This is a genomic window from Mesorhizobium sp. WSM4848 (genome assembly GCF_055811375.1).
In genome coordinates, this window is record NZ_JBVVPX010000003.1 from 163,738 (window position 1) to 186,602 (window position 22,865).

Here is a 22,865-nt window from a genome sequence, read left to right on the forward strand (position 1 = left end):
ACGATGAAGACGCTCGGCGAAGCCTCGACCCCCGCGGAAGTTCGTGCCGAGGCGGCGCTCACTGCTGTTGCGGCCTGGACGGGAAAACAGATTGGTTTTACCTCAGCTCCTCCAGGTATCGCATCGCCCTCGCATCGCGGCGTCGACAGCGAAGCATGGCTGGTGGCGGTCGACGAGCCGTCTCCGGCCTTTTTCCTGAAGATCGTGAACTCGGACCAGAAGGCGTTCATCGATCTGGAGGCCGTGTTTGAAGCCGCCTCCATCGCGGCCGGACTGGGCTGCACGCCAAGTCCGCGGCACCTTGCGCGAGACGCCGACGCGATCGTCTTCGAGCTCCTGCCGCCCGGTTGGAAAACCGCGCGCATGGACGATCTGCGGCGGGCGGAGGTGATGGAACAGGTCATCGCGCTTAAAAAGGCGATCCACGGAGCGCGGCCATTCACTTTGTCCTGGACGGTCTTCGATAGGATCCGGGTGCTGGACAACGCCTGCCAAGCCGCTGGCCTCGACCGCCCGGACGATCTTTGGTGGGTGCTCGACGGCGTCGGCGAGATCGAGCGCGCGATCACGGCTGCGGGTTACGATGTCCGGCCCAGCCACGCCGACGGCCTCGCCTCCAACGTCATGATAAGCCAGGACGGGGCGGTTCAGCTCGTCGACTTCGACGAAGCCCGCAATGTCGACCCTCTCTACGAGATCGGCATTCTTCTAAACGAGGCCTTTCCATTCGAAGAAGAGATGCGGCCGGCGCTTGAGGTGTTCGAGGGGTCCTTCCGTCAGGCTTCCCTCGACCGCTGCCGTGCCTATGCGGTGGCCGACGATCTGATGTGGGGGCTCTGGGGGATGCTTATGAACTCGACCTCGCCACGCGGCGACATCGAGTTTCTGAAATACGCGCAATGGCGCCTGCTGCGCTGCCGGATGGCCCTTCGCCATCCGGACTTCGAACTGAAGTTGAGACGGCTTTGAGCGACTGCAAGGAGGCTGTACATGGTTGAGAAGCGGCCGGGCGAGGCGGTGAGCGAAGCCGAGCGGGAGATCGAGGCCGTCATCTGTGCCGTCGAACCGTGGGCCGGCCGCGAACTCCGCTACGGGCCGGTGCATGGCGGCATCAGCAATTCCAACTGGCGCGTTCGCATCGCGGGACAGGCAGGGAGCTATTTCGTGAAGGTTCCGGGCCGCGGCACCGAGATGTTCATTGACCGGAAGGCGGCGGCGGAGGCGAGCCGGCGTGCGCACTCGCTCGGTATCGGACCCGCGGTCTACGGCTATCTGGACGAACGCGGCGTCGAGATCGCCGATTTCATGGAGGGGCGGCGCTCCTGTACCAACCGCGATTTCCTCGACCCGGATGTGCGGCGCTCGGTGCTGGGTCTCTACCGGCGCTTCAACAATTCGGGCCTGCTGTCGCTGACCAAGACCGTCTTCGATATGATCGACGAGCATGTCGATCAGGTGCGCGAGCTCGGAGGCGCGCTGCCCGCGGATTTTGCCTGGCTGCATCGCCAGTACCGGCTGGCGCGGGCGGCGCTCGAGGCTTCGGGCATCGACCTGGTGCCGTGCTTCAATGATCCGATGCCGGGAAACTTCATGATCGCGCCCGATCGGTCGATGATGCTGATCGATTATGAGTATGCGGCAAACAATGATCGCTGTTACGAACTCGGCATCTGGTGCGGAGAAATGTTCTTCTCCGATGCGGTCGAGGCCGAGGTCATCGAGGAATATTTCGGCAGGTTCAATCCGCGGTTGAAAGCTCGTCTGGTCGTGCACAAGGTGCTCGCCGATGTGAAGTGGGGAACCTGGGCGATGGTGCAGAACGTCGTATCGGCGCTCGATTTCGATTTCTACAAATACGGGGCGTGGAAATATATGCGCGCGCGCTCGGTGATGCAGACCCCGCAATGGGTCGAGCATCTCAGGGCGGTCTGACGGGTGTCTCTCGCGGAGGCATCTGTCTCCAGCTGCTGCCAGGTTGGATGCAGACGGCATACGGCTAAGCCGCCAGGTTAACGGCCCGGCATGTCTGCTGGGACCGTCAACGGTCGTCGTTGGCAATCAGTTTCGTCAGGCAGTCCCCCGCCTGGCTCCGGGGCATGCCGAGATCTCTGACACTGTCCATGTGGTTGCGGTTGGTGAGAACAACCGACGTTACCGGCGAACCCTGCTGCTGCAGGTGCTCTTTGAATCGATCTGCCTGCTGATGGAAAGGCGGCGTCTCGTTGGCTCCGACCAGAACCATCGCCCTGGTTTGAGGGTCATGCCGACAGGTAAGCGGTGTAAGCCTGGCGACTTCCTCATCGGTGATCCCAATCTCATTGGCGAGAAAGGAGTTCTGGAGCGGTTTCAAATCGTAGAGCCCGCCGAGCAGAAGGGCGGCCCGCACATTCGAGGGGGCATGCTCGCTGTCGAACAGGAACGTTGCAAGATGGGCTCCGGCCGAATGACCGCTGACGGTCAGATCTGCCGGGTTTCCGCCGCAGTCGGCGATATTGTCCAGAACCCACCGCTTGGCGCGGCGCACCTGGTCGACGATCGTCGCCATCCTGACCTTGGGCATCAGCGCATAGTCGACGATGACGGCAATCGCACCGGCCCGGGTAATCGTCGCCGCGACGTATGAGTAGTCGCGCTTGGAGAACATTCTCCAGTAGCCGCCATGGATAAACATGTGCACCGGCAGGCCGCTTGTTTTGCCCGGGGGAAAGAACAGGTCGATGGTTTCGGCCTGATCCAGCCCATAGGCAATGTCCGCAGTCATCGGGATGGTTGCGCGGACGGCCTCGCTGCGGCGAACGATATCCTGGACGATTTGATCGAAATCGGCGACATGGTCGCGGATGCGGAACGGATCGTTTTGCACTCTTCCTCCGCTCAGATGCTGACGGCGAGGTATTTCGCCTCCATGAACTCGGCAATGCCGTGATGCTGGCCGCCCTCGCGGCCGAGGCCGCTCTGCTTGACCCCGCCGAACGGTGCTGCCGGATCGGACATCAAGCCGCGGTTGAGAGCGACCATCCCGACTTCGATCCTGGATGCCACCCGCATTCCACGCGCAAGATCGCGAGATGTAGGCGGCAAGGCCGTATTCGGTGTCGTTGGCGCGCGCGATGATTTCGGCTTCCGTGTCGAATCTCGAGATCGGCGCCACCGGCCCAAAAATTTCCTCATGCGCCATCTCCGCCTCGGCCGGGACGTCGCAGAGCACGGTCGGCGGATAGTAGTATCCCGTTGCCGAGCCTGCCTTGCCTCCGCACAGCACCCGCGCGCCACGGGCGACAGCATCGTTGACCAGACGGTCGATCTTGTCGACGGCCTTCCTGGTGATCATCGGCCCGCACTCCGTGGCCGCGTCCGTGCCGGCGCCGATCTTGAGTGCCGACATCCGCCTGGCGAGGCTTTCGCAAAACGCTTCGTAAACGCCGGACTGGACATAGATGCGGTTTGCAGCCGTGCAGGCCTCGCCGGCGTTGCGCATCTTCGCCACCATCGCCCCATCGACCGCCGCGTCGAGATCCGCGTCATCGAACACAAGGAATGGCGCGTTGCCGCCAAGTTCCATCGAACACGAAACCACGTGCTTTGCCGCCTCGGCCAGCAGAACGCGCCCGACGCCGGTCGAGCCGGTGAAGGAGAGTTTGCGCACCCGCGGATCGGCCAGCATCGCGGCCGTCACCGGGCCGGGATTGGAGGTTGTCAGAACGTTGACAACTCCCGGTGGGACACCCGCTTCTTGATAGAGGGCGGCAAGCGCGTATGCGGTGAGCGGGGTCTCGCTGGCCGGCTTGAGGATCACCGTGCACCCGGCAGCCAGGGCCGGCGCGATCTTGCGCGTCGCCATGGCGGCAGGAAAGTTCCAGGGTGTGACAAGGACGCAGATGCCGATCGGCTCGTAGTCGACCACGATCCGGTTGGTGCCGGAAGGCGCCATCCCGAATTCGCCGGTGATGCGAACGGCTTCCTCGGCATTCCAGCGAAAGAATTCCGCAGCATAGGCGATCTCGCCACGCGCGTCCCGCAGTGCCTTGCCGTTTTCCAGCGAGATCAGGGTGGCCAGCGTCTCGCAACGTTGCGTCATCAGCTCAAAGCAATTTCTGAGGATTTCGGAGCGCTTGCGGGGCGCCATCGTGCGCCAGCCATCGGCGGCCTTGGCCGCAGCCTCGACGGCGGCCGCGGCATCTTCGATCGTCGCATCGGGAACGGCGGCGATCACTGCTTCCGTGGAAGGGTCGACGACCTGGATTTCCCTGCCGTCGGCGGATTGGCGCCATTGGCCGCCAATATACAAGCCGTGGGAGAATCTATGGAAGCCGGCAGTGTCCTGCTCGTCCTCCAGCAGCTGATGAGATATGTTCATGGCCTGCTCCTCGATTGCTCACATGACAGAGGTGGCGAGGTCGCCATCATAGGCGGCCTGGATCAGGCCCCGCATGGCTGCCAGATCGAATGGACGCGGATTGTTCTTGATGAGACGGTCAATGCCAAGCGCCTGTTCGGCCGTCCAATCGAGCTTGTCGGCGGGAAGCCCGAGCTTGGCCAGCGTAGGCGTGATCCCGATCGCTGCAAACAGCCGGCCGATCTCGTCGATCGTCGCGTCGGCCATCTCAGCGGTGCTCCGGTCCTTGCCGTCGAGACCAAGGGCAAGGCCGATCTCGGTCATCTCGGCGGCCGCGGCGGTCTGGTTGTACTTCATGACATACGGCAGCATGGTGGCGACACCCAGCCCGTGAGCGGTGTGGGTAAGGGCGCCGACCGGATATTGCACCGCGTGCGCCGCCGCCGTTCCGGCCGTCCCGAACGCACAGCCGGCTGCAAGCGCGCCCATCATCACATCGGCGCGAGCGTCCTCGTCGGCGGGGTCGCGGTATGCCTTCTCGAGACTGCGGCCAAGCAGCTTGATCGCGAGCAGCGCAAAATGATCGGTCAGCGCGCTCTTGCCGATGAAGACATGCTGTTGCGGCAGGCTGGGGTCAGTGCCGCGCCTGGCGGCGGTGAAAGCCTCGACCGCATGGGTCAGCGCGTCTGCGCCGGCGATCGCCGTCAGCCCCGGGGGACATGTCATTGTCAGTTCCGGGTCGCAGATGGCGGCTGACGCGATCAGATGCGGGCTGGAGATGCCTACCTTCATGGCGCGATCCGGATCAGAAATCACCGCGACAGGGGTCACTTCCGAGCCGGTGCCGGCTGTCGTTGGCACCGCGATCAGCGGCAGCGTCGGACCGGGCACCTTGAACTCGCCGTAGTAGTCCTGGAGCAGGCCGCCGTGACTGATGAGCAACGCGGCGCATTTGGCCATGTCGAGACAACTGCCGCCGCCGATGCCGATCACCATGTCGGGCGCAAACTCCTGCGCCTCCTCGACGCAGACGGCAACCGTGTCGCGCGGCACATCGGGCTGCACACGATCGTGCACCAGCACAGCGATCGATGCGCCCTCGAGTGCCGCGATGATCTCGGTGAAGGCGACGGTTGCGGCAAAGCGCTCGTCCGTGCAGACGAGAGCGCGACGGCCGAGCCTGGCCGCAACGGTCGCAATGACATGGCGCTGGCCGTTGCCGAAGAGGATTTCACGCGGCAGCCTTATGGCAGCGAAAAGGCTCATGTTCTTGCGTCCCTCGATGATGGTGGAAAGCCGAAAGCTCGCCGAACTCGCCCAAAAATATCCTCTATTAAATCGTATATGATATAGGATTGTATTGAGCGAAGCATCGTGTTAGCCAGTGATCCTGTCAAGAGGCAAAGATGCAGGTCACGAACGCAAGCAATGCCCGAGAAGTCGACCCCGCCGGCGGGCGCATCCAGCGATCCAACAGCCTGGTTGAGGACGTCTATGAAGCGATCTTCGCGCAACTCATGTCGCTGAAGATCGCGCCTGGCTCACGGATCACCGTCGACAGTCTGGTCAAGGAACTCGATGTATCTCACACGCCAATCCGTGAAGCACTTGGCCGCCTCGAAGGCGAAGGCCTTGTGCTGAAGACACATTTGATCGGCTACCGCGCCGCGCCGCAGATAACCAGGCGCCGATTTGACGAACTCTACGAGCTTCGCTTGCTGCTCGAGCCGCATGCGGCGGCCAAGGCAGCCGCATTGATGGATGAGGCGAAACTTGCGGTGCTTCAGGAGTCCGCAGGCGGCATGGCGCGCCGCGAAGGCAAGGATGAACGCCTGCGTTACTCCAACTTCGCGCGGCAGGACGCCATTTTCCACGATCGGATCATGGAATTTGCAGACAACGGCCTCGTGCGCGAGACTCTTGCGTTCCAGCATACGCACTTCCACATCTTCCGCCTGATGTTCCATTCGCGCGTCACCGAGGAAGCGCTCGACGAGCATCAGGCCATCTTGGCCGCCTTCGCCGCCTCCGACCCCGCGGCGGCGGAACAGGCGATGCGCCGTCATATCGAGCATTCCCGTGATCGTTTGTTGCCGGCGTTCGATTGAGGCTGGCACAATGTTCGTCACCGTCGGGAGCGGCGCCGTCAAGCTGAACGCACCGTCGTCCCGGATCCCCTTTTCTAAAACCCGCGCCGCCGGGCGCGTGCAATGCCCTCCCGCCTTCCATTCACAAAACCCTTTCATCCACAAAACGAGGAACCGACCATGCCAGGCAAGAAAATACTGATGTTGACCGGTGAGTTTACCGAAGAGTACGAGATCTTTGTCTATCAGCAGGCGATGGAGGCGGTCGGCCACATCGTCCACGTTGTCTGTCCCGACAAGAACGCCGGCGACCTGATCAAGACGTCGCTTCACGATTTCGAAGGTGACCAGACCTACACCGAAAAACCCGGCCACTATGCTTTGCTGAACAAGACCTTTTCGGAGGCGGAAAAACAGCTCGACCAGTATCATGCCGTCTACTGCGCCGGCGGCCGTGGCCCCGAGTACATCCGCACAGATAAGCGCGTGCAGGCGATGGTCCGCCATTTTCACGAAAACGAGAAGCCGATCTTCACGATCTGCCATGGCGTCCAGATCCTGATCGCGGTCGACGGCGTCGTGCGTGGCAAGAAAGTAGGTGCGCTGGCCGCCTGCGAGCCGGAAGTGACCCTCGCCGGTGGAACCTATATCGACCTGTCCCCGACCGAGGCCTATGTCGACGGAACGATGGTCTCGGCAAAGGGCTGGACCGCGCTTGCTGCGTTCATCCGCGAGTGCCTGAAGGTGCTGGGAACGGAAATCCGCCACAACTGACTCAATCGGTCCGATGCATTCCAGACGGGATGCGTCGTGATTGCCAGGTCTGTCGCTGCAGGCGGGGCGCGGCAGGCCTGAGATGCGTCACGGCTGCGTCGGCGGCGTGGCGGCCGCCAGGGCGTCGATGTCGTCGTAGAGCGCCTGGCTGTGGTGGTAGAGCTGCTCGAAAACCGGTTGGGTGCGCCTGTAGATCTCGGCCCATCCGGGGTCCGGGAGGATTTCGGCGCCGTAGCTCACGAAGCGCTCGGCCGCCTGTTCGACGCGCGAGAAGCGGCCGGTCGCCGTCGCGGCCATCGCGGCACAGCCGACAATGCCGCATTCGGGCTCCCGCGGGACCAGGATCGGAATGTTGAAGGCACTGGCCTTGATTTTCAGCCAGAGTTCGGTGCGCGCCCCGCCGCCGGCGGCGATGACGCGCTCCAACGGCTTGTTTGACGCCTGTTCCATGATGCGGATGTGGCGCGTCATGGCAAAGGCGATGCCTTCCAGGATCGAGCGATGCAGATGCTCCATGCCATGCGCGGCGCCCAGTCCGAAGAACTGTGCGCGGGCGTTGCGGTGGCGCCCCAGACGCTCGCCGGTGAGAAAGGGCATGAAGAGCAGTGCGTCGCAACCGGCGGGCGCCTCGGCGGCGCGGGCGACGATCTCGTCATAGGACAGCGCGTTTTCGTGAAAGGCGCGACGTGCCCAGCGCATGCCGTCGCCGCCGGTCTCCAGCAGCACGAATTGCGCCCAGTTGCCTTCGATCGTCGCAACGTTCGAGATTTCCGGGTCAAGCAGTGGCCTCTCCGCGATCACCGTGATGATGGCGCCCGTGCCGGTGCTGTCGGAACCCATTCCCGGGCGACAAGCGCCCGAACCGAGCAGTGCCACGGGATAGTCGGCGCCGCCGACAAGCACGGGGGTTCCAGAGCGCAGGCCGGTGTCGCGCGCCGCCTGTTTGGTGACGTGGCCGAGGATATCCAGCGGATTGCGGATCGGCGGCAGCTTGGCGGCGTCAAGACCCATGCGCTCGATCATCATCGGCGACCAGTCGAGCCGCTCTGGGTTCATCAGGAAGCTGCAGGACGCGTCGCCTGTATCCATAGCAATCTCGCCGGTCAGCCGGTAGTTGATATAGTCCTTCGGCATGATGGCGACTGCGCTGCGGGCGTATGCGGCAGGATCGTTGTCTCGGACCCATTGCAGTTTGAAGCCCGGCCATGCGGGGGTCGGCGTGTTGCCGCTTTCGGGCAGGTAGCTGTCCGGCTCGTTCGCTTCCTCGAAACGACGGACGAGATCGATGGTGCGCTTGTCGTTCCAGAGCGGGGCTGTGTCGCGCGTCAGCGCTCCGTGCGCGTCGAGCAGGACCAGCCCGTGCATCTGCCCGCAGACGCAGATAGCTGAGATGTATTCGCGGGCGCCTTCGACGCGGTCCAGCACCGTCTTGACGCTCGCTCGCGCACCCTCCCACCAGTCGACCGGCCGCTGTTCGGCCCAGCCGAACTCCGGCACGATCTGGTCGTGCTCTCGCGACGCAAGTTCGAGGATCTTGCCGGTGACATCGATCAGTGCGGCGCGGACGCTGCCGGTGCCGACATCGATGGCGAGGAAAAGCTCGCCGCTCATTTCGGGAGAGTCCTGAGATGGGCAAACATGTGACCCTCCGTCTATTGGTCAGAGCGAGCACGGCGTGACGAGACCCACGGCATCAGCCTTTCGCCGCTTCGATGGCGATGCGCGACATCTCGTCGAAATCCGGCCCTGACACCGGGATCGCGATGTCGAAGACCTCTGCGATCACCTGCGTCCAGCCATGCAGGAAATATGTCCAACCATCCTCGATCTGCAACTGCTGTCGGGCCTGCTGCCGCCTGGCCTGGTCGAGGAAGATCAGGTCGCCGCGATAGTTGAGATCCCAGGCGATGCCGCGCTTGGGGAACACGCCGCCATCGGTGATCGGCGAGCCGGGCGCGTCCTTGCCAAGTCCGGTCGCGTTGATCGCCAGCGAGCCTGGTTTCAGCGCCGCCAGCGTCTCGTCATTGATCTCGGGTCGGTCTGCCAGGACATATTCGATCTCGACCGTCGACATCATATCTTTGTGGATGCGCTCGATTTCATCAAGACGCGGCTGCCAACGGTCGCTGACAATGATGCGCGAAGGCAAGTCGGCGCCACGCTGCTTGCGCATCAGGTGCCATGTGATCGCTATCGTCGATCCGCCGGCGCCCATCGACAGGACTTCCGCGCCGGTGTCCGCAAAATATCCCGCCGGAATGAAACCGTCTATCGCAAGGCCCGAAGAGATCGGATCCTTGGCATGGCAGATCAGCTTGCCGCCCCGCTTCGACAGGCAGCTGGTTTCGTGCATCAGGCGGGCGTGCGGATCGATCACGTCGAACAGGTCGCGCGCTGCGTTGAAAAGATCGATCTTGTGCGTGGTGACCAGCGCGCCAAGCGACAGCGGGTCGGATTTTATGAAGGAGACGACCTCACGGTAGGCCTCCGGATCGGCATGGAGTGGAAAGTCGATGCCCCTGAGAACCGCATCCCTAAGAACCGCATCCTTCAGCCCGAGGTGACGCGCCCATGCCGGGAAAACCCGCATGATCGAACTGCTCATCGTCGTGACGCCGATAAAATAGAATGTCGGCTGGGTAGCCGGCCGATAGCGGCTCATTTGCCGGTCTCCCGAATTTTCTCCGCGCGCAGTGCAGCACTGCGACGTGAAGCAGCGATCTCGAAGCGAGCCTTCATGCCGGCACCGTGCCGGATTGCCCATAGAGGGCGGAGATCAGCTTCGCGTCACGCGGTCGCCAATCCGGGTTGTCGACTTGCCTCCAGCCTCCATCGCCAGCGACGACGCGCGAGCGCATGCCTCCCGATCTCGCGATGATCTCGTAGTCCTGCCCTGAATCGGCGGGGTAGCAGAACAGCATCACCAGATCGTCGTCCCCGACATTGATCGAGCGGTGGATCCAGAACGGCGGAACATAACAGACGGTCTGAGCGTCGATCGGCACGATACGAACCTCGCCCTCCGGCGACTCCATCAGCATGAGGCCGTGCCCCTTCTGGCCATAGTAGATCTCGGGCCGGTCGGCCTGCCTGTGGATATGACCGCGCGTCATGAAATACTCGTCGCCGACCTTGCCGGGCGCCATGCGCGTGACGCCGAAAATCAGATCGCCCGACTGGTCGGTCGGTCGGAACTCGGAGACTTCGTAGACGATGCGCTCGCCCCATGTCGCGCGCATCGCTTCGAACGCCGCGGCGTCAGCATAGAGCCCGTCCAGATCGCGGAAGCGCTTCTGGTAGCTGCCGGTTGCATTTGCCATCGCACCAGTCGACAGATCGACCTTGCATCCAATGGGCTCAAACAATCTCGTCAAAGGACTACCTCATATCGCAGGTGGCATCGGCGCTGATCTGGCCCGCACCTCTGCTTTCGACAAGAACCACACTTGCTTTGCAGGGTACGATTGCACTCCCTATGCAGACCAGCTTGGAGGTTGCTGGATTATGGCAGATTTCGACTACGAAGCACACGACAGTAGGTTGGGCGTTGCCGTCATGCCGCACCAACTGTCTTAAGCGATCCGAGAGAACCGCCTTGCTCCTCCAAAGTCGCCTTAGACAAGCCTGAAACTGGAGGTCAACACGCTGGGCGAAGTGGTGCGGACTGGCCAACGGCTTATGGTGATCGTGCCGGATGCCACGGCACTCGAGATCGAGGCGATGCTGCTCAACCGCGACAAGGGTTTTGTGCACGAAGGGCAGGACGTGCGGGTCAAACTCGAAGCTTTCCCCTTCACAAAATATGGCACTTTGAGAATGGCAAGGTTCTGACTGTGTCCAATGATGCCATCCCGGCCGGCGCGCCGCAGGCATCCGCGGCCAAGGAAGAGACCGCGCGCGATGCCGCCGGGCCGCTCGTGTTCCCAGCGCGCATCACGCTCAACGAAGCGTCAATCCGCGTCGAAGACAAAGATGTCGTTTTGACACCTGGCATGTCGGTGACGGCGGAGATCAGGACCGGCAATCGCCGGGTGATCGAGTTCCTGCTCGACCCGCTGATGGAGATGACGGATGAGGCGTTTCATGAGAGGTGAGTTGGCCACAGTTGCTCGGAAAGCAGTGCCCTTTGCGGCGAAAATACTGTGTCTTGGCGGGCGGTGGGCAGCTTGCGCTTGGTCTCCGAGGTTGTAGTCTGGTCAAGAAGTGCGTGGCAATCTCCGACCCACAAAATGAAAAACAAAGCGTTCAAAGCGGCATCTTGCGTTATGCGCAGGGGGCGCAGCGCAGCCGGCGGCCAAAACATCAGAAGGACTCGTTGAATGGAGTGGTTATTTAAAAATCTGTGGGTGAAGATACCAGCAATAGTTTGTGCTATTAGTTTTTCTACGTCTCTAACTCTGTTCGTTTCTTGCTAATTGTACGATATGAACATATATATATGGTTGTATAACTAGATATGGGAGAGGACGCGACTAAGTAATTGATATCTTGTTTCTTGATGCCTTTTTAACCTTGGCGAACTTTCACGCCATGCTCAACGTTGACAGGCAAAATGCGAAATACACAAGCTTAGGCTATAATATTATGACCCGAGATGCTATTCGACGCGCTCAAGCTGTTGTCTCCATATTTCTTGCACTTCTATGCGTAGCTGTCACAATTGATGTTTGTCTAAACGGGAGGTGAAGATGGGTGCGGGGGCTCTATGGGGCGTAGCAGGAATTACGGTGACAGAGCACTTTTCCCCATGTTTGCCCGGCTGTGGCTGTGTGTAGATCGAGCGCCTAGCTCGATTTGCAGTAAGCCTCGCCGGTGCCGGCACCTGGACGGCCGGTGGACAGCGAAGCACTTCCGGCCAGGCGCCGAGCAAAACCGGAAAAGCCATGAAATGGGGAACCCGCCAGGCGCAAAGCAAAATGGTGCGCTGTCACCGCATTTTCTTTTTCGTCGGTTTTGCAGCGTAATGTTGTGGCCTCCACCGGAGTGGGGCGCTGTGCGCCTAATTTTTCCTGGAAACTGGATTCCACGCATATGCCGCCAAAGAGAGTAGGTTTCTATGCTTTAGGCGGTGGGAAGACGTGCCGCCGCCTTCGGCGCGACGGTCATCGTCGACACCATCACCGAGGCGGGCAAGGCAGAATTGCTTCCCTTGAACGCTGTCTTCCCCGAAAGCTTCGGCTACGTCGCGGTCCACTCGCCAACCGATGCGCGGCTGGCGGGCAACACCTCCACGTCGCATTTTGACGCCGTGAGAAAGATGCATGATCGCGGCTTTCTGGTTTCGCTCGCCGGCGGGATCGGCCCCGACACGCTGCAAGCGGTGATCGCAGTCGAGCCCGAAATTCTCGTGGTTGGCAGCGCCATCACAGAATCCGCAAGCCCGAAAGAGGTAGCACGATGGATTCGCGACAGATTGCCCAATCCAGGCCGTGGCTGGCCGTGGGACAGGAGATAACCGACCTTCTTGGCCGGATCGACGCCGACGCCTTCGCAAAGCTGGTGCAGGCGTTCGATGATCCCGATCAGCGATGGTTCTTTTCCGGGCAGGGACGCTCCGGCCTTGTCGCGCAGATGGGTGCGATGCGGTTCATGCATCTTGGCCGGATGGTGCATTTCGTCGGTGAGGCATCGGCGCCATCGATCCGCAAGGGCGATGCGCTGCTGATCATCTCCGGCTCCGGGGAGACGCCGGTCAGCATAGGCTTTGCCCGCATCGCCAAGGCGGAGGGCGCCAAGGTTGTTACGCTGACGCATAAGCCAGCCGGGACCCTGGCCGGCATTGCCGATGTCACGCTGCATGTCCCTGTCGAGAGTTCGAAACAGTTCGGCGGCAGCCTGTTCGAGCAGTCCTGCCTCATCCTGCTCGACAGCGTTGTGCTCGGCCTGGCGAAGCAGATACCCGAAGCGCACAAGCTGATGTTGCAGCGCCACACCAACCTGCAGTGACGCCCATGCCGGTGGTGAGCACCGGTGACGGGATTGTCGATGCGGTGGAGTTTTCTCAGCCAAGATCGAGGGGGGGTTCCTGGCGGCGGCGCGCTAAAACCGCTGCGTGCTTTGGGCGACATGCATTAGCCGGGAAGCCCGCTGGGCCCTCACCTTCCGTTGCGGCAAGGCACTGGACTCGCTGCGCGATGCCGATATTGTGCTTGAGGAGCGTTGGTGCCGTGCTCTGGCGACGGCAGCCGACGGGGAGATACCGGCGGCTTGGTTTTCGCAGGAACAAGTCCCGGTCAACACGGGAGGAAGTCTGATGAGAATTGGGGTCTTTCTGGCCGGCTTTTCGGCTTTTGCCGCGCTGGTCGGCGCACCTGCCTTTGCCCAGGACAAGCCGTTTGCGGGGGTTACCGTGAACGTCATTACGCAGACCGGTGCGATTCAGGAGCCGCTACAGAGGCGCGCGCCCGAGTTCGAAGCGCTCACCGGCGCCAAGATCAATGTCATCGCGGTGCCCTTCTCGGATCTCTATCAAAAGATTCTCACCGACTGGGCGAGCGGCACCAACTCGGTCGACGCCGGCGTGTTCGCCCCGCAATGGATGGTCGACTACATCGCCGGCGGCTACCTCGAGGACCTGACGCCGCGGGTCGAGGCCGACAAGGACATCCAGCAGGACGATGTGGGCGCGTTCTTCCGAGACTTCTCCGAGAAGTACAGCGGCAAGACATACATGATCACGCTCGATGGTGACTTCCACATGATGTACTACCGCAAGGACGTGCTGGAAGCGGCCGGCCTGGCGGTGCCGAAAACCTGGGACGAGTATCTCGAGGTCGCCAAGGCCACGCACGGCAAGGACATGAGCGGCGATGGCACGCCGGATTTCGGCTCGTGCATCGCCAAGAAGCGCAACGCGCAGAGCTACTGGTTCGTCACCGATGTGGTCGGCTCGATGACCCAGTCCAAGGGAACCAGCCAGGGCACCTTCTTCAACACCAAGGACATGACGCCGCTCGTCAACAACGACGCCTTCCGCAAGGCGCTCGACTTCCTGGCTGAATCGACCAAATACGGCCCGCCGGACGAGCTGAACCTCGACGTCAGCGATACAAGGCCGCTCTTCGCTTCCGGCCGCTGCGCGCTGAACCTCGACTGGGGTGATGTTGGCACGATCTCGATCGATCCGAAGCAGTCCAAGGTGATGGGCAAATGGGGCGCGGCGATCATGCCCGGATCCAAGGAGGTCCTGAACTGGGACACCGGCAAGCTAGAGGCCTGCACGGCAGAAAACTGCCCGCACGCGATCGACGGAGTGAACCATGCACCATTCGCCGCCTTTGGCGGCTGGGGCGGCGGCATCAACGCGGCGGCCGATCCGAAGGTGAAGGACGCCGCCTACGCCTACTTCTCGTTCATGACGCAGCCGGCACAGTCGAACGCCGACGTCACCGTCGGCGGCACCGGCTTCAACCCGTACCGTACTTCGCAGCTCGGCTACAGCGATCTTTGGAAGAAGGCCGGCATGAGTGAGGAGGAGGCCAAAGTCTACCTGGGCGCGATCAACGACAGCATGAGCAGCCCGAACATGATCCTCGACCTGCGCATCCCACAAAATCAGAAGTACCAGCAGGTCGTGCTCGACGAGGCGGTGTCGCGCTTCCTCGCCGGCGAAATCGACAAGGAAGCGACCGTCGCGGCGGTCGAGGAAGGCTGGAATGAGCTGAACGAAGAGGTTGGCAAAGACGAGCAGCTCAAACTTTACAAGGCGACCATCGGCGCCAAATAGGCGACAAGCAATCGACCCGGCGTGGCATCGGTCCGCGCCGGGTCTCGTGCGCACCACACGTTCCCGGGTTATGATGACCGCAACCGACACGATGCCAGAAGCTGCCGACCGCCGCAGCTGGGCCGAATGGCTGGACGGTCACTCGGGCCGGATCATGGTGCTGCCAGCCGTCATCGTGCTTCTCTGCTTCGCGATTTTTCCGCTCATCATCTCGGCCTATCTCGCGCTTTCGCGTTTTGCGCTCGCGTCGGGCGGATTCACGCTGAAATTCATCGGACTTTTGAACTTCCGCAAGCTGCTGGTCGGCTCACAGCAGTATCACCTGCTCGGCAAGTTCGGCACGTTCGGCTTTGTCCAATGGGCTTTGCTGGCGTTGATCGCGGCAGCGCTGCTGTTTCTTCTCGCCCGCTATCTCAGGCGCGGCAGGCCGACGATCGCCGGCATGATTGGTCGCCTTGTCGCGACGGCAGTGGCCATGGGGCTGGCGGTGCTTCCGCTGGTCACCATGGCGCCGGGCGGCGTGCCAGGGACTGTCGTCAACACGCTTCTCTACGTGTTCGTCGGCGTGTCCGTGCAGTTCGCACTGGGGCTCGGCCTCGCGCTGCTGTGCGGCCAACCGATCCGCGGCCGGAATTTCTTTCGCGTCCTCTTCTTCATCCCGCTGATGGTGACCCCGGTCGGCATCGCCTACACGTTTCGCATGCTCGCTGACATGCAGAAGGGACCCTTCGCCCCGCTCGTGCGCGCTTTCGGCATCAGCGAGTGGTCGTGGGCGACAGAGGCCTGGTCGGCGCGGCTGATGGTGTTGGTCGGCGACACCTGGCAGTGGACGCCGTTCATGTTCATCGTGCTGCTGGCGGCCATTGAAAACCAGCCGCGCGATCAGGTCGAGGCGGCGCGGCTCGACGGAGCCAACGGCTTTCAGATTTTTCGAGACATTACCTGGCCAGCGATTGCGCCGATTGCCGCTACCGTCGTGCTGATCCGGCTCATCGAGGCTTTCAAGATCATCGACCTGCCTAACGTGCTCACCGGCGGCGGCCCTGGCCTGGCGACGGAATCAATGACGCTCCATTCCTTCATTTCCTGGCGCACCCAGGATCTCGGCGGCTCCGCCGCTATCGGCTACATGCTGCTCTTCATCTCGACGATCATATGCGTCTCGTTCTTCAACTTCGTGGTCCGGCCGGCGCGCCGGTTCGAAGCATGAGCGCCGAGCCGCGCTCACTGGCGCGCCGGCTGTTCGAGCCGGCTTCGATCGACAGCCAGGCGCCGGTCGCCAGGATCGTGACCTATACGCTGCTGTTCCTGTGGGCGCTGGTTGTGGTAATTCCTCTCTACTGGGTGTTGATCACCTCCTTCAAGGGGCCCGGCGAGGTCGACAACGGGCCGTTCTATCTCCCGTTCATCGACTTTGCCCCCTCGCTGCAGGCATGGGACTTCATGCTCGTGCAGAACTACACGCTGCGCCCTTACATGAATTCGGTCGTTGTCGCGGTGGCCAGCACTCTGCTCGCAGTCCTGATCGGCTCGCTGGCGGCCTACGCGCTCGTGCGTATCCGCTTCCAGGCGAAGCTCGCCGCCGTTGCGATCTTCCTGATCCTGCTCACCGCAATCATCGTGGCGGTGGCCACTTTCGGCGTGCGGTGGGAGATCGCCATTGTCGTGGCGGCGGCTCTCTTCATCATTGCGCTGTTCACACTCGTTGGACGCACGCAGCTTGCCGTCGGCAACAACGACATCGAGTTCTGGATCATCTCGAACCGCATCATGCCGCCGATCGTCGCCGTGTTGCCGATCTACGTGATGTTTCAGCAGATGCGTCTGCTTGACACGCAGGTGGCGCTGATCGCCACCTATACCGCCATCAACCTGCCGATCGTCGTGTGGCTGACGCGCGATTTCTTCGCCGGCATCCCGCTCGACCTCGAGGAGAGCGCACAAATAGACGGGGCTTCCAAGTTCCGCGTTTTCTTCACCATCGCGCTGCCGCTGGTGCGGTCCGGTCTGGTCGCGACCTTCCTGCTGGTGCTGATCCTTGCCTGGAACGAGTATCTGCTGGCCCTCTTCCTTTCCAATGCCGACGCGCAGACCATGCCGGTGCTGGTATCGGCACAGAACACGACGCGCGGGCCGCAATGGTGGAACATGTCGGTGTTGATCACCGTGATGATCGCCCCCGTGATCGTCATCTCCAGCATCCTGCAGAAGCACATCGCGCGCGGACTGCTGGTCGGCGCAGTGAAGGGCTAGTCGATATGCGGGTCACCCTATCCGATATCTACAAGTCCTTCGGCGCGGTCGAGGTGGTCAAAGGGCTCGACCTGGAGATCGAGGACGGCGAGTTCCTGGTGCTGCTCGGCCCTTCGGGATGCGGCAAGACGACGGCGCTGCGCATGGTCGCCGGGCTTGAATCGGTGAGTTCAGGCCGCGTCCTCATCGGCGACCGCGACGTGACCCACGTGCTGCCCAAGTACCGCGACGTGGCGATGGTGTTCCAGTCCTACGCGCTCTATCCGCACATGACGGTCGCGGAGAACATCGCATATCCGCTGAAGCTGCGGCGCGTGCCGCGCGCTGAGCGCGACGCCTCCGTCCGCAGCGCCGCCGCCAAGGTCCATCTTGAGGAGTTCCTCGACCGCTATCCGCGGCAGCTTTCCGGCGGTCAGCGGCAGCGGATCGCACTCGCCCGCGCCATGGTGCGGCGGCCGAGCGTCTTCCTGATGGACGAGCCGCTCTCCAATCTCGACGCCAAGCTGCGTGGCCACATGCGCTCGGAGCTGAAACGCCTGCAGGCCGATCTGGGCGTGACGACGATCTATGTCACCCACGACCAGATCGAGGCCATGACCCTGGCTCACCGGGTTGCGATCATGAACCGCGGCGTCGTGCAGCAGATCGCGTCGCCCCGACAGATCTATGACGATCCGGCGAACCTTTTCGTCGCCGGATTCATCGGCTCGCCGCCGATGAATTTTCTCCAGGGCGAACTGGTCGAGGGAACCTTCGCCTGCGCGGAAGGACGATTTCCGACCAGCGTTGCCGAGAGCCGGAACAAGGTCACTGCCGGCCTCCGGCCGGAGGATTGCCGGGTCACCGGCCCATCGGAGGGCAAGATCGCGGCGCGGGTCTACGCTGTGGAACTGATCGGCGACCATACCTTGATCACCTGCCAGTTCGGTGGCGCCACCGTAACCGTGAAAGCCGACAAATCGGCGCACTACGATATGGATGAGCCGATCGGCATCACCTTCCAGGACGCCGCCGTCTTCCTGTTCGATGCGGAAACCGGAGCCCGCATCGGCGGCCGCGCCGGTAGACAGGCGGCCGCGTGACTCTCGCTAATTCTCCTCCACAAACACCTCTTCGCGCTTCTTCTTGACCGCCGGCAGGAAGACGATGACGAGGACGGCGAACGCGATGAAGAGCAGGCCGGCGCTGATTGGCCTGGTCACGAAGGTGGTCGGGTCGCCGCGCGCGAGAATCATGGCGCGGCGGAGGTTTTCCTCGAGCAGCGGGCCGAGCACGAAGCCGAGCAGCAGCGGCGCCGGTTCGCAGCGCAGCTTGGTCAGGAGGTAGCCGAGCAAGCCGAAGAAGGCGACGGCGTAGAGGTCGTAGATGTTGGTGTTGACGCTGTAAACGCCGATCGAGCAGAACGCCATGATGATCGGGAAGAGCACGTAGTAGGGGATCGTCAGCAGTTTCACCCAAAGCCCGATCAGCGGCAGGTTCAAGATGATCAGCATCAGATTGCCGATCCACATCGAGGCGATGATGCCCCAAAACAGCGCCGGCTGTTCGATCGCGACATTGGGGCCGGGCACGATGCCCTGGATGATCATCGCGCCGATCATCAGCGCCATGACCGGGTTGGCCGGAATGCCGAGCGTCAGCATCGGGATGAAGGAGGTCTGCGCACCGGCATTGTTGGCCGATTCCGGTCCGGCGACGCCTTCGACGGCGCCCTTGCCGAATTCGCCGGGGTTTTTCGATATGCGTTTTTCGACCGTGTAGGAGGCAAAGGCTGCAAGGATCGCGCCGCCGCCCGGCAGGATGCCGAGCGCCGAACCGATGATGGTTCCGCGCACGATCGGCGCCGCCATGCGGCGAAAGTCGTCGCGGGTCGGCATCAGGCCGGAGACGCTTCGGATCATCACCGAGCGCTCGTGCTCGTTTTCGAGGTTGCGCAGGATCTCGGCGACGCCGAAGACGCCGACCGCCACCGCGACGAAATTCAGCCCGTCGGCATATTCGCGGATGCCGAGCGTGAAGCGCGGCGTGCCGGTGTAGATGTCGGTGCCGACGATGCCGAGCAGCAGGCCAAGCACGACCATCGCCAGCGCCTTGACAATCGAGCCGTGGGCGAGCGCGACGGACGAGACGAGGCCGACGATCATCAGCGAAAAATACTCGGCCGCGCCGAATTCCAGCGCGATCGCCGTCAGCGGCGGGGCAAAGACGGCGACGAGGAAGGTCGACACCGTGCCGGCGAAGAACGAGCCTATCGCCGCGATCGCGAGTGCCGCCCCGGCGCGGCCGTTCTTGGCCATCTGGTAGCCGTCGATGGCGGTGACGGCCGACGACGATTCACCAGGCATGTTGATGAGGATGGCGGTGGTCGAGCCGCCATATTGCGCGCCGTAATAGATGCCGGCGAGCATGATAAGGGAGGAAACCGGGTCGCCGATCTGGAAGGTGATCGGCAACAGCATGGCGATGGTGGCGGTGGCGCCGATACCGGGCAAAACGCCGATCAGCGTGCCGAGAAGGACGCCGATCAGGCAGAAACCGAGATTTGCCAGCGACGAGGCCGTCGAAAAACCGAGCGCGAGGTTGTCGAGGAGTTCCATGTTCATCTCCTCAAAACTGCAGCCACGGGCCGAAGCGCCGGAACGGCAGGCCGAGCGCATAGCTGAAGACGAGGAACGCAAACAGCGTCAGGCCGGCGGAGAGCACGAGCGCGGTCAGCGGCCTCATGCGGCCGCTGGCAAACGATGCGATCAGCGCCGTCAGCAAGATCGAGGGGAGGAAGCCGAGGCCGCGCACGGTCAGGCCGAAGAAGATCGGGGCAGGCAGGATGAACAGCATGCCGCGCCAGGCTACATGGCCGATCGGCTCGCTTTCGAAGCGCACCGCTTCGACAAGGATGACGACGCCAAGCAGGATCAGCACAATCGCCAGGACCAGCGGGAAATAGCCCGGTCCCATGCGGAAAGCGGTGCCGATCTCCAGGTCGAGCGACTGCAGCGCGAAAAATCCGCCGAGGAAGATGAACAGCGCGGCGCATATGCCGTTGGTCGTGTCGATTGTGAAGGGTTTCATGACGTCCTCCCAGGCCCGCGCCGCGGGCGCGCTGGTTCCGGTGTGAAAATGGGCCGGTGTGAAAAAACGGGGCGCTGGTGGGCGCCCCGTTCAAAATCTTAGTCGGCGTACTGGCCGGCGGCTTCGATGATCGGCTTCCAGCGCGCGATCTCGCCTTCCAGCTTGGCCTTCAGCGCGGCCGGAGTTGCGTCAGCTTCAGATGATGGCTTGGTGCCGAGTTCGGCGAAGCGGGCGACGACATTCGGGTCCTTCAGTGCGACCTGAAGCGACTTCGAAAGCCGTTCGGTGACCTCGGCCGGCGTGCCCTTGGGCGCGTAGAGGCCGTGCCAGATGCCGACCTGCACTTCCGGAAGACCGGCTTCCGTCGTCGTCGGGACGTCCGGCAGAACATCGAGGCGTTCAGCCGAGGTTACGGCGTAGGCCTTGATCGTGCCGCCCTGGATCTGCTTGGTGGTGTTGGTCGACTGGTCACACATGATGTCGACCTGGCCGCCGAGAAGGTCGGTCATGGCCGGTCCGGTGCCCTTGTAGGGCACGGTGACCAGCGGCGTGCCGATCGCGCTCATGAACAACATGCCGCACAGATGCGAGGCCGCGCCTATGCCGGCATTGGCGACGGTGACGGTATCCTTGTTGGCCTTGGCGTAGTCGACCAGCCCCTTCAGGTCGGTCGGCTCGAGGTCCTTGCGGCCGACGATAGTCATCGGCACCTCGGTGACGAGACCGACATATTCGAAGCTGTTCAGCGTGTCGTATGCGAGCTTTCGGTACAGCGTGGCGCTGGTCGCCATGCCGATATGATGGAGGAGCAGCGTATAACCGTCCGGCTCGGCGCTCGCGACGCGACCGGCGCCCAGTGTGCCGCCGGCGCCGCCGACATTCTCGACGATGATCTGCTGGCCGAGATCCTTCGACATGGCTTCCGCGACGAGGCGCGTGACCGTATCGGTCGGGCCGCCGGCCGAAAACGGCACCACCACGGTGATGGTGCGTTCGGGATAGGTTTGCGCGCCCGCGGCGAACGAATGCAGCGTGACGGCTGCGGCGGCGGCCAGAGCGGCGGCGAATTTTCTCATCTTGATTTCCTCCCAGGATATGAATTCCCAACCGCCTGGAGTTCTTCTCAACACCGGCTGCGGGTGGACCAATAACTAACGTAACCTAGCGGATTGCAATCGGACTCAAGCCGCATGTTGCTATTATACACAAGTCCGCGCAAATGGGTGAAAAGCTGCCATCGAGCCGGAGGCGGACTGCCGGACGCCAATGGTCGAACGATGGCATGTTTAACGAGCACAGGTCACGGACCGGCCTGTGCCTTTCCCTCTGGATTATGCGGTGTAAGTTGAGATCGGCTCGCCTGATGTCGACCTGCGAATGGCATGTTCGACGCCGCGGAGCTCGGCCAATCCCTTGAGCCGGCCGATGGCCGGATAGCCAGGCTGCGCCCCGCGCGTCAGGTCATCGAGGATATCCTGGCCATGGTCGGGGCGCATCGGGATGACGGCGTCCTGGCGCCCTTCCGTCTTACGCCGCGCTTCCTCGTGGAGCAGCGCCGCCACCACCGCCACCATGTCGGTGTCGCCGCCAAGGTGCTCGTCCTCGTGGAACGAGCAGGGGGTGCCGGTCGCTTCCTTGCGCACATTGCGCAGATGGGCGAAGTGGATTTTTGGCCCGATCCGCTCGATCATCCCAGGCAGATCATTATCCGGTCTTGCTCCGAGCGATCCGGTGCACAGCGTTGCGCCGTTGGCCGGGCTGTCGACCGCGCCCAGAATGTAGCTGTAGTCGGCCTCGGTCGACATGATGCGCGGCAGACCGAGCAGCGGAAACGGCGGATCATCGGGGTGGCAGCAGAGTCGCAGGCCGAGGCGTTCGGCCGTGGGCACGACCTCCGCCAAGAAATCGACGAAATGCCGGCGCAGGGTTGTTGCGTCGATACGGTCATAGTTTGACAGTTGAGCCGCGAGGCCGTCGAGAGACGTGTCTTCGGTCGAGCCGGGCAGGCCGGAATTGACGTTTCTTGCCAGAATCTTGCGCGCACGGTCATCCATTTGCGCATATCGGCGCTCCGCCTCGGCGGCGATGTCTGGTGTGTAGTCGCCGAGCGCCGCTTGGCGTTTCAGGATATGGATGTCGAATGCGGCGAAGTCGATCAGATCGAAGCGCATGGTCGTGCCGCCATGCGGCAGGCGCCAGGCAAGATCGGTGCGGGTCCAGTCCAGCACGGGCATGAAATTGTAGCAGATGACCGAAATGCCGGACCGCGCCAAGTTTTCCAGCGATGTCCTGTAGTTGGCTAGATGGCTGCGCCATTCGCCGACCTGCGTCTTGATCGCTTCGGAAACCGGCAGGCTTTCGACGATCTCCCAGTTCAGTTCGCTTGCGCTTCCATCCGGCAAACACGCGACTTCGCGCTGACGCCTTTCGATTTCGGCGGGCAGCCAGACGGCGCCGTGAGGAACGTGGTGAAGGGCCGAGACGATGCCTTGCGCCCCGGCTTGACGCGCATCCGCAATGGTCACCTTGTCGACCGGGCCGAACCAACGCCACACATGTCTCATTCGAACACTCCGTTAAAAAGAATCGCCGCGCGGCTGCCCGCCCGGCTCCTGCTGCG

22 protein-coding genes and 1 pseudogene are annotated in these 22,865 nt (G+C 62.5%); 12 read left to right on the top strand and 11 right to left on the bottom strand.

Translation table 11 applies throughout. The annotated features are described in order from the left end of the window. The first annotated feature begins 3 nt into the window (after positions 1–3). Together AC0L16_RS04905 and AC0L16_RS04910 are read left to right on the top strand one after the other, a co-directional pair. Positions 4–969: a phosphotransferase gene (locus AC0L16_RS04905; RefSeq protein ID WP_473619335.1), complete on the top strand. Its 966-nt coding sequence runs from the start codon at positions 4–6 to the stop codon at positions 967–969. Positions 970–990: 21 nt separating this feature from the next. After that, entirely contained in the window at positions 991–1,932 is a 942-nt protein-coding gene (locus AC0L16_RS04910) for a phosphotransferase (protein ID WP_473619336.1), read from the top strand. A 106-nt stretch (positions 1,933–2,038) separates the two neighbouring features. Here AC0L16_RS04910 and AC0L16_RS04915 read toward each other — a convergent pair whose 3' ends face one another. From AC0L16_RS04915 to AC0L16_RS04925, 3 genes and pseudogenes are all read right to left on the bottom strand, one after another. Beyond that, the gene (locus tag AC0L16_RS04915) at positions 2,039–2,761 is read right to left on the bottom strand and encodes an alpha/beta hydrolase (protein WP_473619450.1); all 723 of its coding nucleotides are present in this window, start codon (positions 2,759–2,761) and stop codon (positions 2,039–2,041) included. A 113-nt stretch (positions 2,762–2,874) separates the two neighbouring features. After that, a pseudogene (locus AC0L16_RS04920) lies at positions 2,875–4,357 on the bottom strand (NAD-dependent succinate-semialdehyde dehydrogenase). An 18-nt stretch (positions 4,358–4,375) separates the two neighbouring features. Further along, positions 4,376–5,602, bottom strand: a complete 1,227-nt coding sequence (locus tag AC0L16_RS04925) for an iron-containing alcohol dehydrogenase (RefSeq protein WP_473619338.1) — start codon at positions 5,600–5,602, stop codon at positions 4,376–4,378. A 140-nt stretch (positions 5,603–5,742) separates the two neighbouring features. On the opposite strand from AC0L16_RS04925, the gene AC0L16_RS04930 reads away from it, so the two are divergent. Next, positions 5,743–6,444: a GntR family transcriptional regulator gene (locus AC0L16_RS04930; RefSeq protein ID WP_473619339.1), complete on the top strand. Its 702-nt coding sequence runs from the start codon at positions 5,743–5,745 to the stop codon at positions 6,442–6,444. 159 nt (positions 6,445–6,603) lie between these two features. Continuing rightward, a complete protein-coding gene (locus AC0L16_RS04935) occupies positions 6,604–7,197 on the top strand; it encodes a DJ-1/PfpI family protein (protein ID WP_473619341.1) in 594 nt (197 codons plus the stop codon). A gap of 87 nt (positions 7,198–7,284) precedes the next feature. Here AC0L16_RS04935 and AC0L16_RS04940 read toward each other — a convergent pair whose 3' ends face one another. The 3 genes from AC0L16_RS04940 to AC0L16_RS04950 form a co-directional block, all read right to left on the bottom strand. After that, positions 7,285–8,808, bottom strand: a complete 1,524-nt coding sequence (locus tag AC0L16_RS04940) for a xylulokinase (RefSeq protein WP_473619342.1) — start codon at positions 8,806–8,808, stop codon at positions 7,285–7,287. Positions 8,809–8,890: 82 nt separating this feature from the next. Then, on the bottom strand, positions 8,891–9,859 hold the full coding sequence (locus tag AC0L16_RS04945; protein ID WP_473619343.1) for a shikimate dehydrogenase: 969 nt from the start codon (positions 9,857–9,859) through the stop codon (positions 8,891–8,893). A 73-nt stretch (positions 9,860–9,932) separates the two neighbouring features. Further along, the gene (locus AC0L16_RS04950; protein WP_473619345.1) at positions 9,933–10,571 is read right to left on the bottom strand and encodes a glucose-6-phosphate isomerase; all 639 of its coding nucleotides are present in this window, start codon (positions 10,569–10,571) and stop codon (positions 9,933–9,935) included. Positions 10,572–10,875: 304 nt separating this feature from the next. On the opposite strand from AC0L16_RS04950, the gene AC0L16_RS04955 reads away from it, so the two are divergent. Then, positions 10,876–11,028, top strand: coding sequence for a hypothetical protein (locus tag AC0L16_RS04955; protein ID WP_473619346.1), 153 nt, complete (start codon positions 10,876–10,878; stop codon positions 11,026–11,028). 2 nt (positions 11,029–11,030) lie between these two features. Then, on the top strand, positions 11,031–11,291 hold the full coding sequence (locus AC0L16_RS04960) for a hypothetical protein (RefSeq protein ID WP_473619347.1): 261 nt from the start codon (positions 11,031–11,033) through the stop codon (positions 11,289–11,291). Positions 11,292–11,981: 690 nt separating this feature from the next. Here the strand turns inward: AC0L16_RS04960 and AC0L16_RS04965 are convergent. Continuing rightward, positions 11,982–12,224 (bottom strand): hypothetical protein, encoded by a 243-nt coding sequence (locus tag AC0L16_RS04965; protein WP_473619349.1) that lies wholly within the window; start codon positions 12,222–12,224, stop codon positions 11,982–11,984. Between the two features lie 41 nt (positions 12,225–12,265). On the opposite strand from AC0L16_RS04965, the gene AC0L16_RS04970 reads away from it, so the two are divergent. The 6 genes from AC0L16_RS04970 to AC0L16_RS04995 all read left to right on the top strand — a co-directional run bounded on the left by AC0L16_RS04970 (position 12,266) and on the right by AC0L16_RS04995 (position 18,258). Then, complete coding sequence (locus AC0L16_RS04970) at positions 12,266–12,652, top strand: hypothetical protein (RefSeq protein ID WP_473619350.1); 387 nt, start codon at positions 12,266–12,268, stop codon at positions 12,650–12,652. Continuing rightward, positions 12,595–13,143 carry an SIS domain-containing protein gene (locus tag AC0L16_RS04975; RefSeq protein WP_473619352.1) on the top strand — a complete coding sequence of 183 codons (549 nt, stop codon included), beginning with the start codon at positions 12,595–12,597 and terminating at the stop codon, positions 13,141–13,143. The genes AC0L16_RS04970 and AC0L16_RS04975 overlap by 58 nt, the downstream gene beginning before the upstream one ends. A gap of 307 nt (positions 13,144–13,450) precedes the next feature. Then, positions 13,451–14,923, top strand: a complete 1,473-nt coding sequence (locus AC0L16_RS04980; protein WP_473619353.1) for an ABC transporter substrate-binding protein — start codon at positions 13,451–13,453, stop codon at positions 14,921–14,923. Between the two features lie 73 nt (positions 14,924–14,996). Continuing rightward, on the top strand, positions 14,997–16,133 hold the full coding sequence (locus tag AC0L16_RS04985) for a carbohydrate ABC transporter permease (RefSeq protein ID WP_473619355.1): 1,137 nt from the start codon (positions 14,997–14,999) through the stop codon (positions 16,131–16,133). After that, complete coding sequence (locus tag AC0L16_RS04990) at positions 16,130–17,176, top strand: carbohydrate ABC transporter permease (protein ID WP_473619356.1); 1,047 nt, start codon at positions 16,130–16,132, stop codon at positions 17,174–17,176. The genes AC0L16_RS04985 and AC0L16_RS04990 overlap by 4 nt, the downstream gene beginning before the upstream one ends. Positions 17,177–17,181: 5 nt before the next feature. After that, the gene (locus tag AC0L16_RS04995) at positions 17,182–18,258 is read left to right on the top strand and encodes an ABC transporter ATP-binding protein (RefSeq protein ID WP_473619358.1); all 1,077 of its coding nucleotides are present in this window, start codon (positions 17,182–17,184) and stop codon (positions 18,256–18,258) included. A 6-nt stretch (positions 18,259–18,264) separates the two neighbouring features. On the opposite strand, the gene AC0L16_RS05000 is transcribed toward AC0L16_RS04995, so the two are convergent. The 4 genes from AC0L16_RS05000 to uxuA all read right to left on the bottom strand — a co-directional run bounded on the left by AC0L16_RS05000 (position 18,265) and on the right by uxuA (position 22,809). Continuing rightward, positions 18,265–19,773, bottom strand: coding sequence for a tripartite tricarboxylate transporter permease (locus AC0L16_RS05000; protein WP_027151366.1), 1,509 nt, complete (start codon positions 19,771–19,773; stop codon positions 18,265–18,267). Between the two features lie 10 nt (positions 19,774–19,783). Then, entirely contained in the window at positions 19,784–20,245 is a 462-nt protein-coding gene (locus AC0L16_RS05005; RefSeq protein ID WP_473619359.1) for a tripartite tricarboxylate transporter TctB family protein, read from the bottom strand. Between the two features lie 98 nt (positions 20,246–20,343). Next, the gene (locus tag AC0L16_RS05010) at positions 20,344–21,321 is read right to left on the bottom strand and encodes a tripartite tricarboxylate transporter substrate-binding protein (RefSeq protein ID WP_473619361.1); all 978 of its coding nucleotides are present in this window, start codon (positions 21,319–21,321) and stop codon (positions 20,344–20,346) included. Between the two features lie 255 nt (positions 21,322–21,576). Further along, positions 21,577–22,809 carry a mannonate dehydratase gene (gene uxuA, locus AC0L16_RS05015; protein ID WP_473619362.1) on the bottom strand — a complete coding sequence of 411 codons (1,233 nt, stop codon included), beginning with the start codon at positions 22,807–22,809 and terminating at the stop codon, positions 21,577–21,579. Positions 22,810–22,865 lie beyond the last annotated feature (56 nt).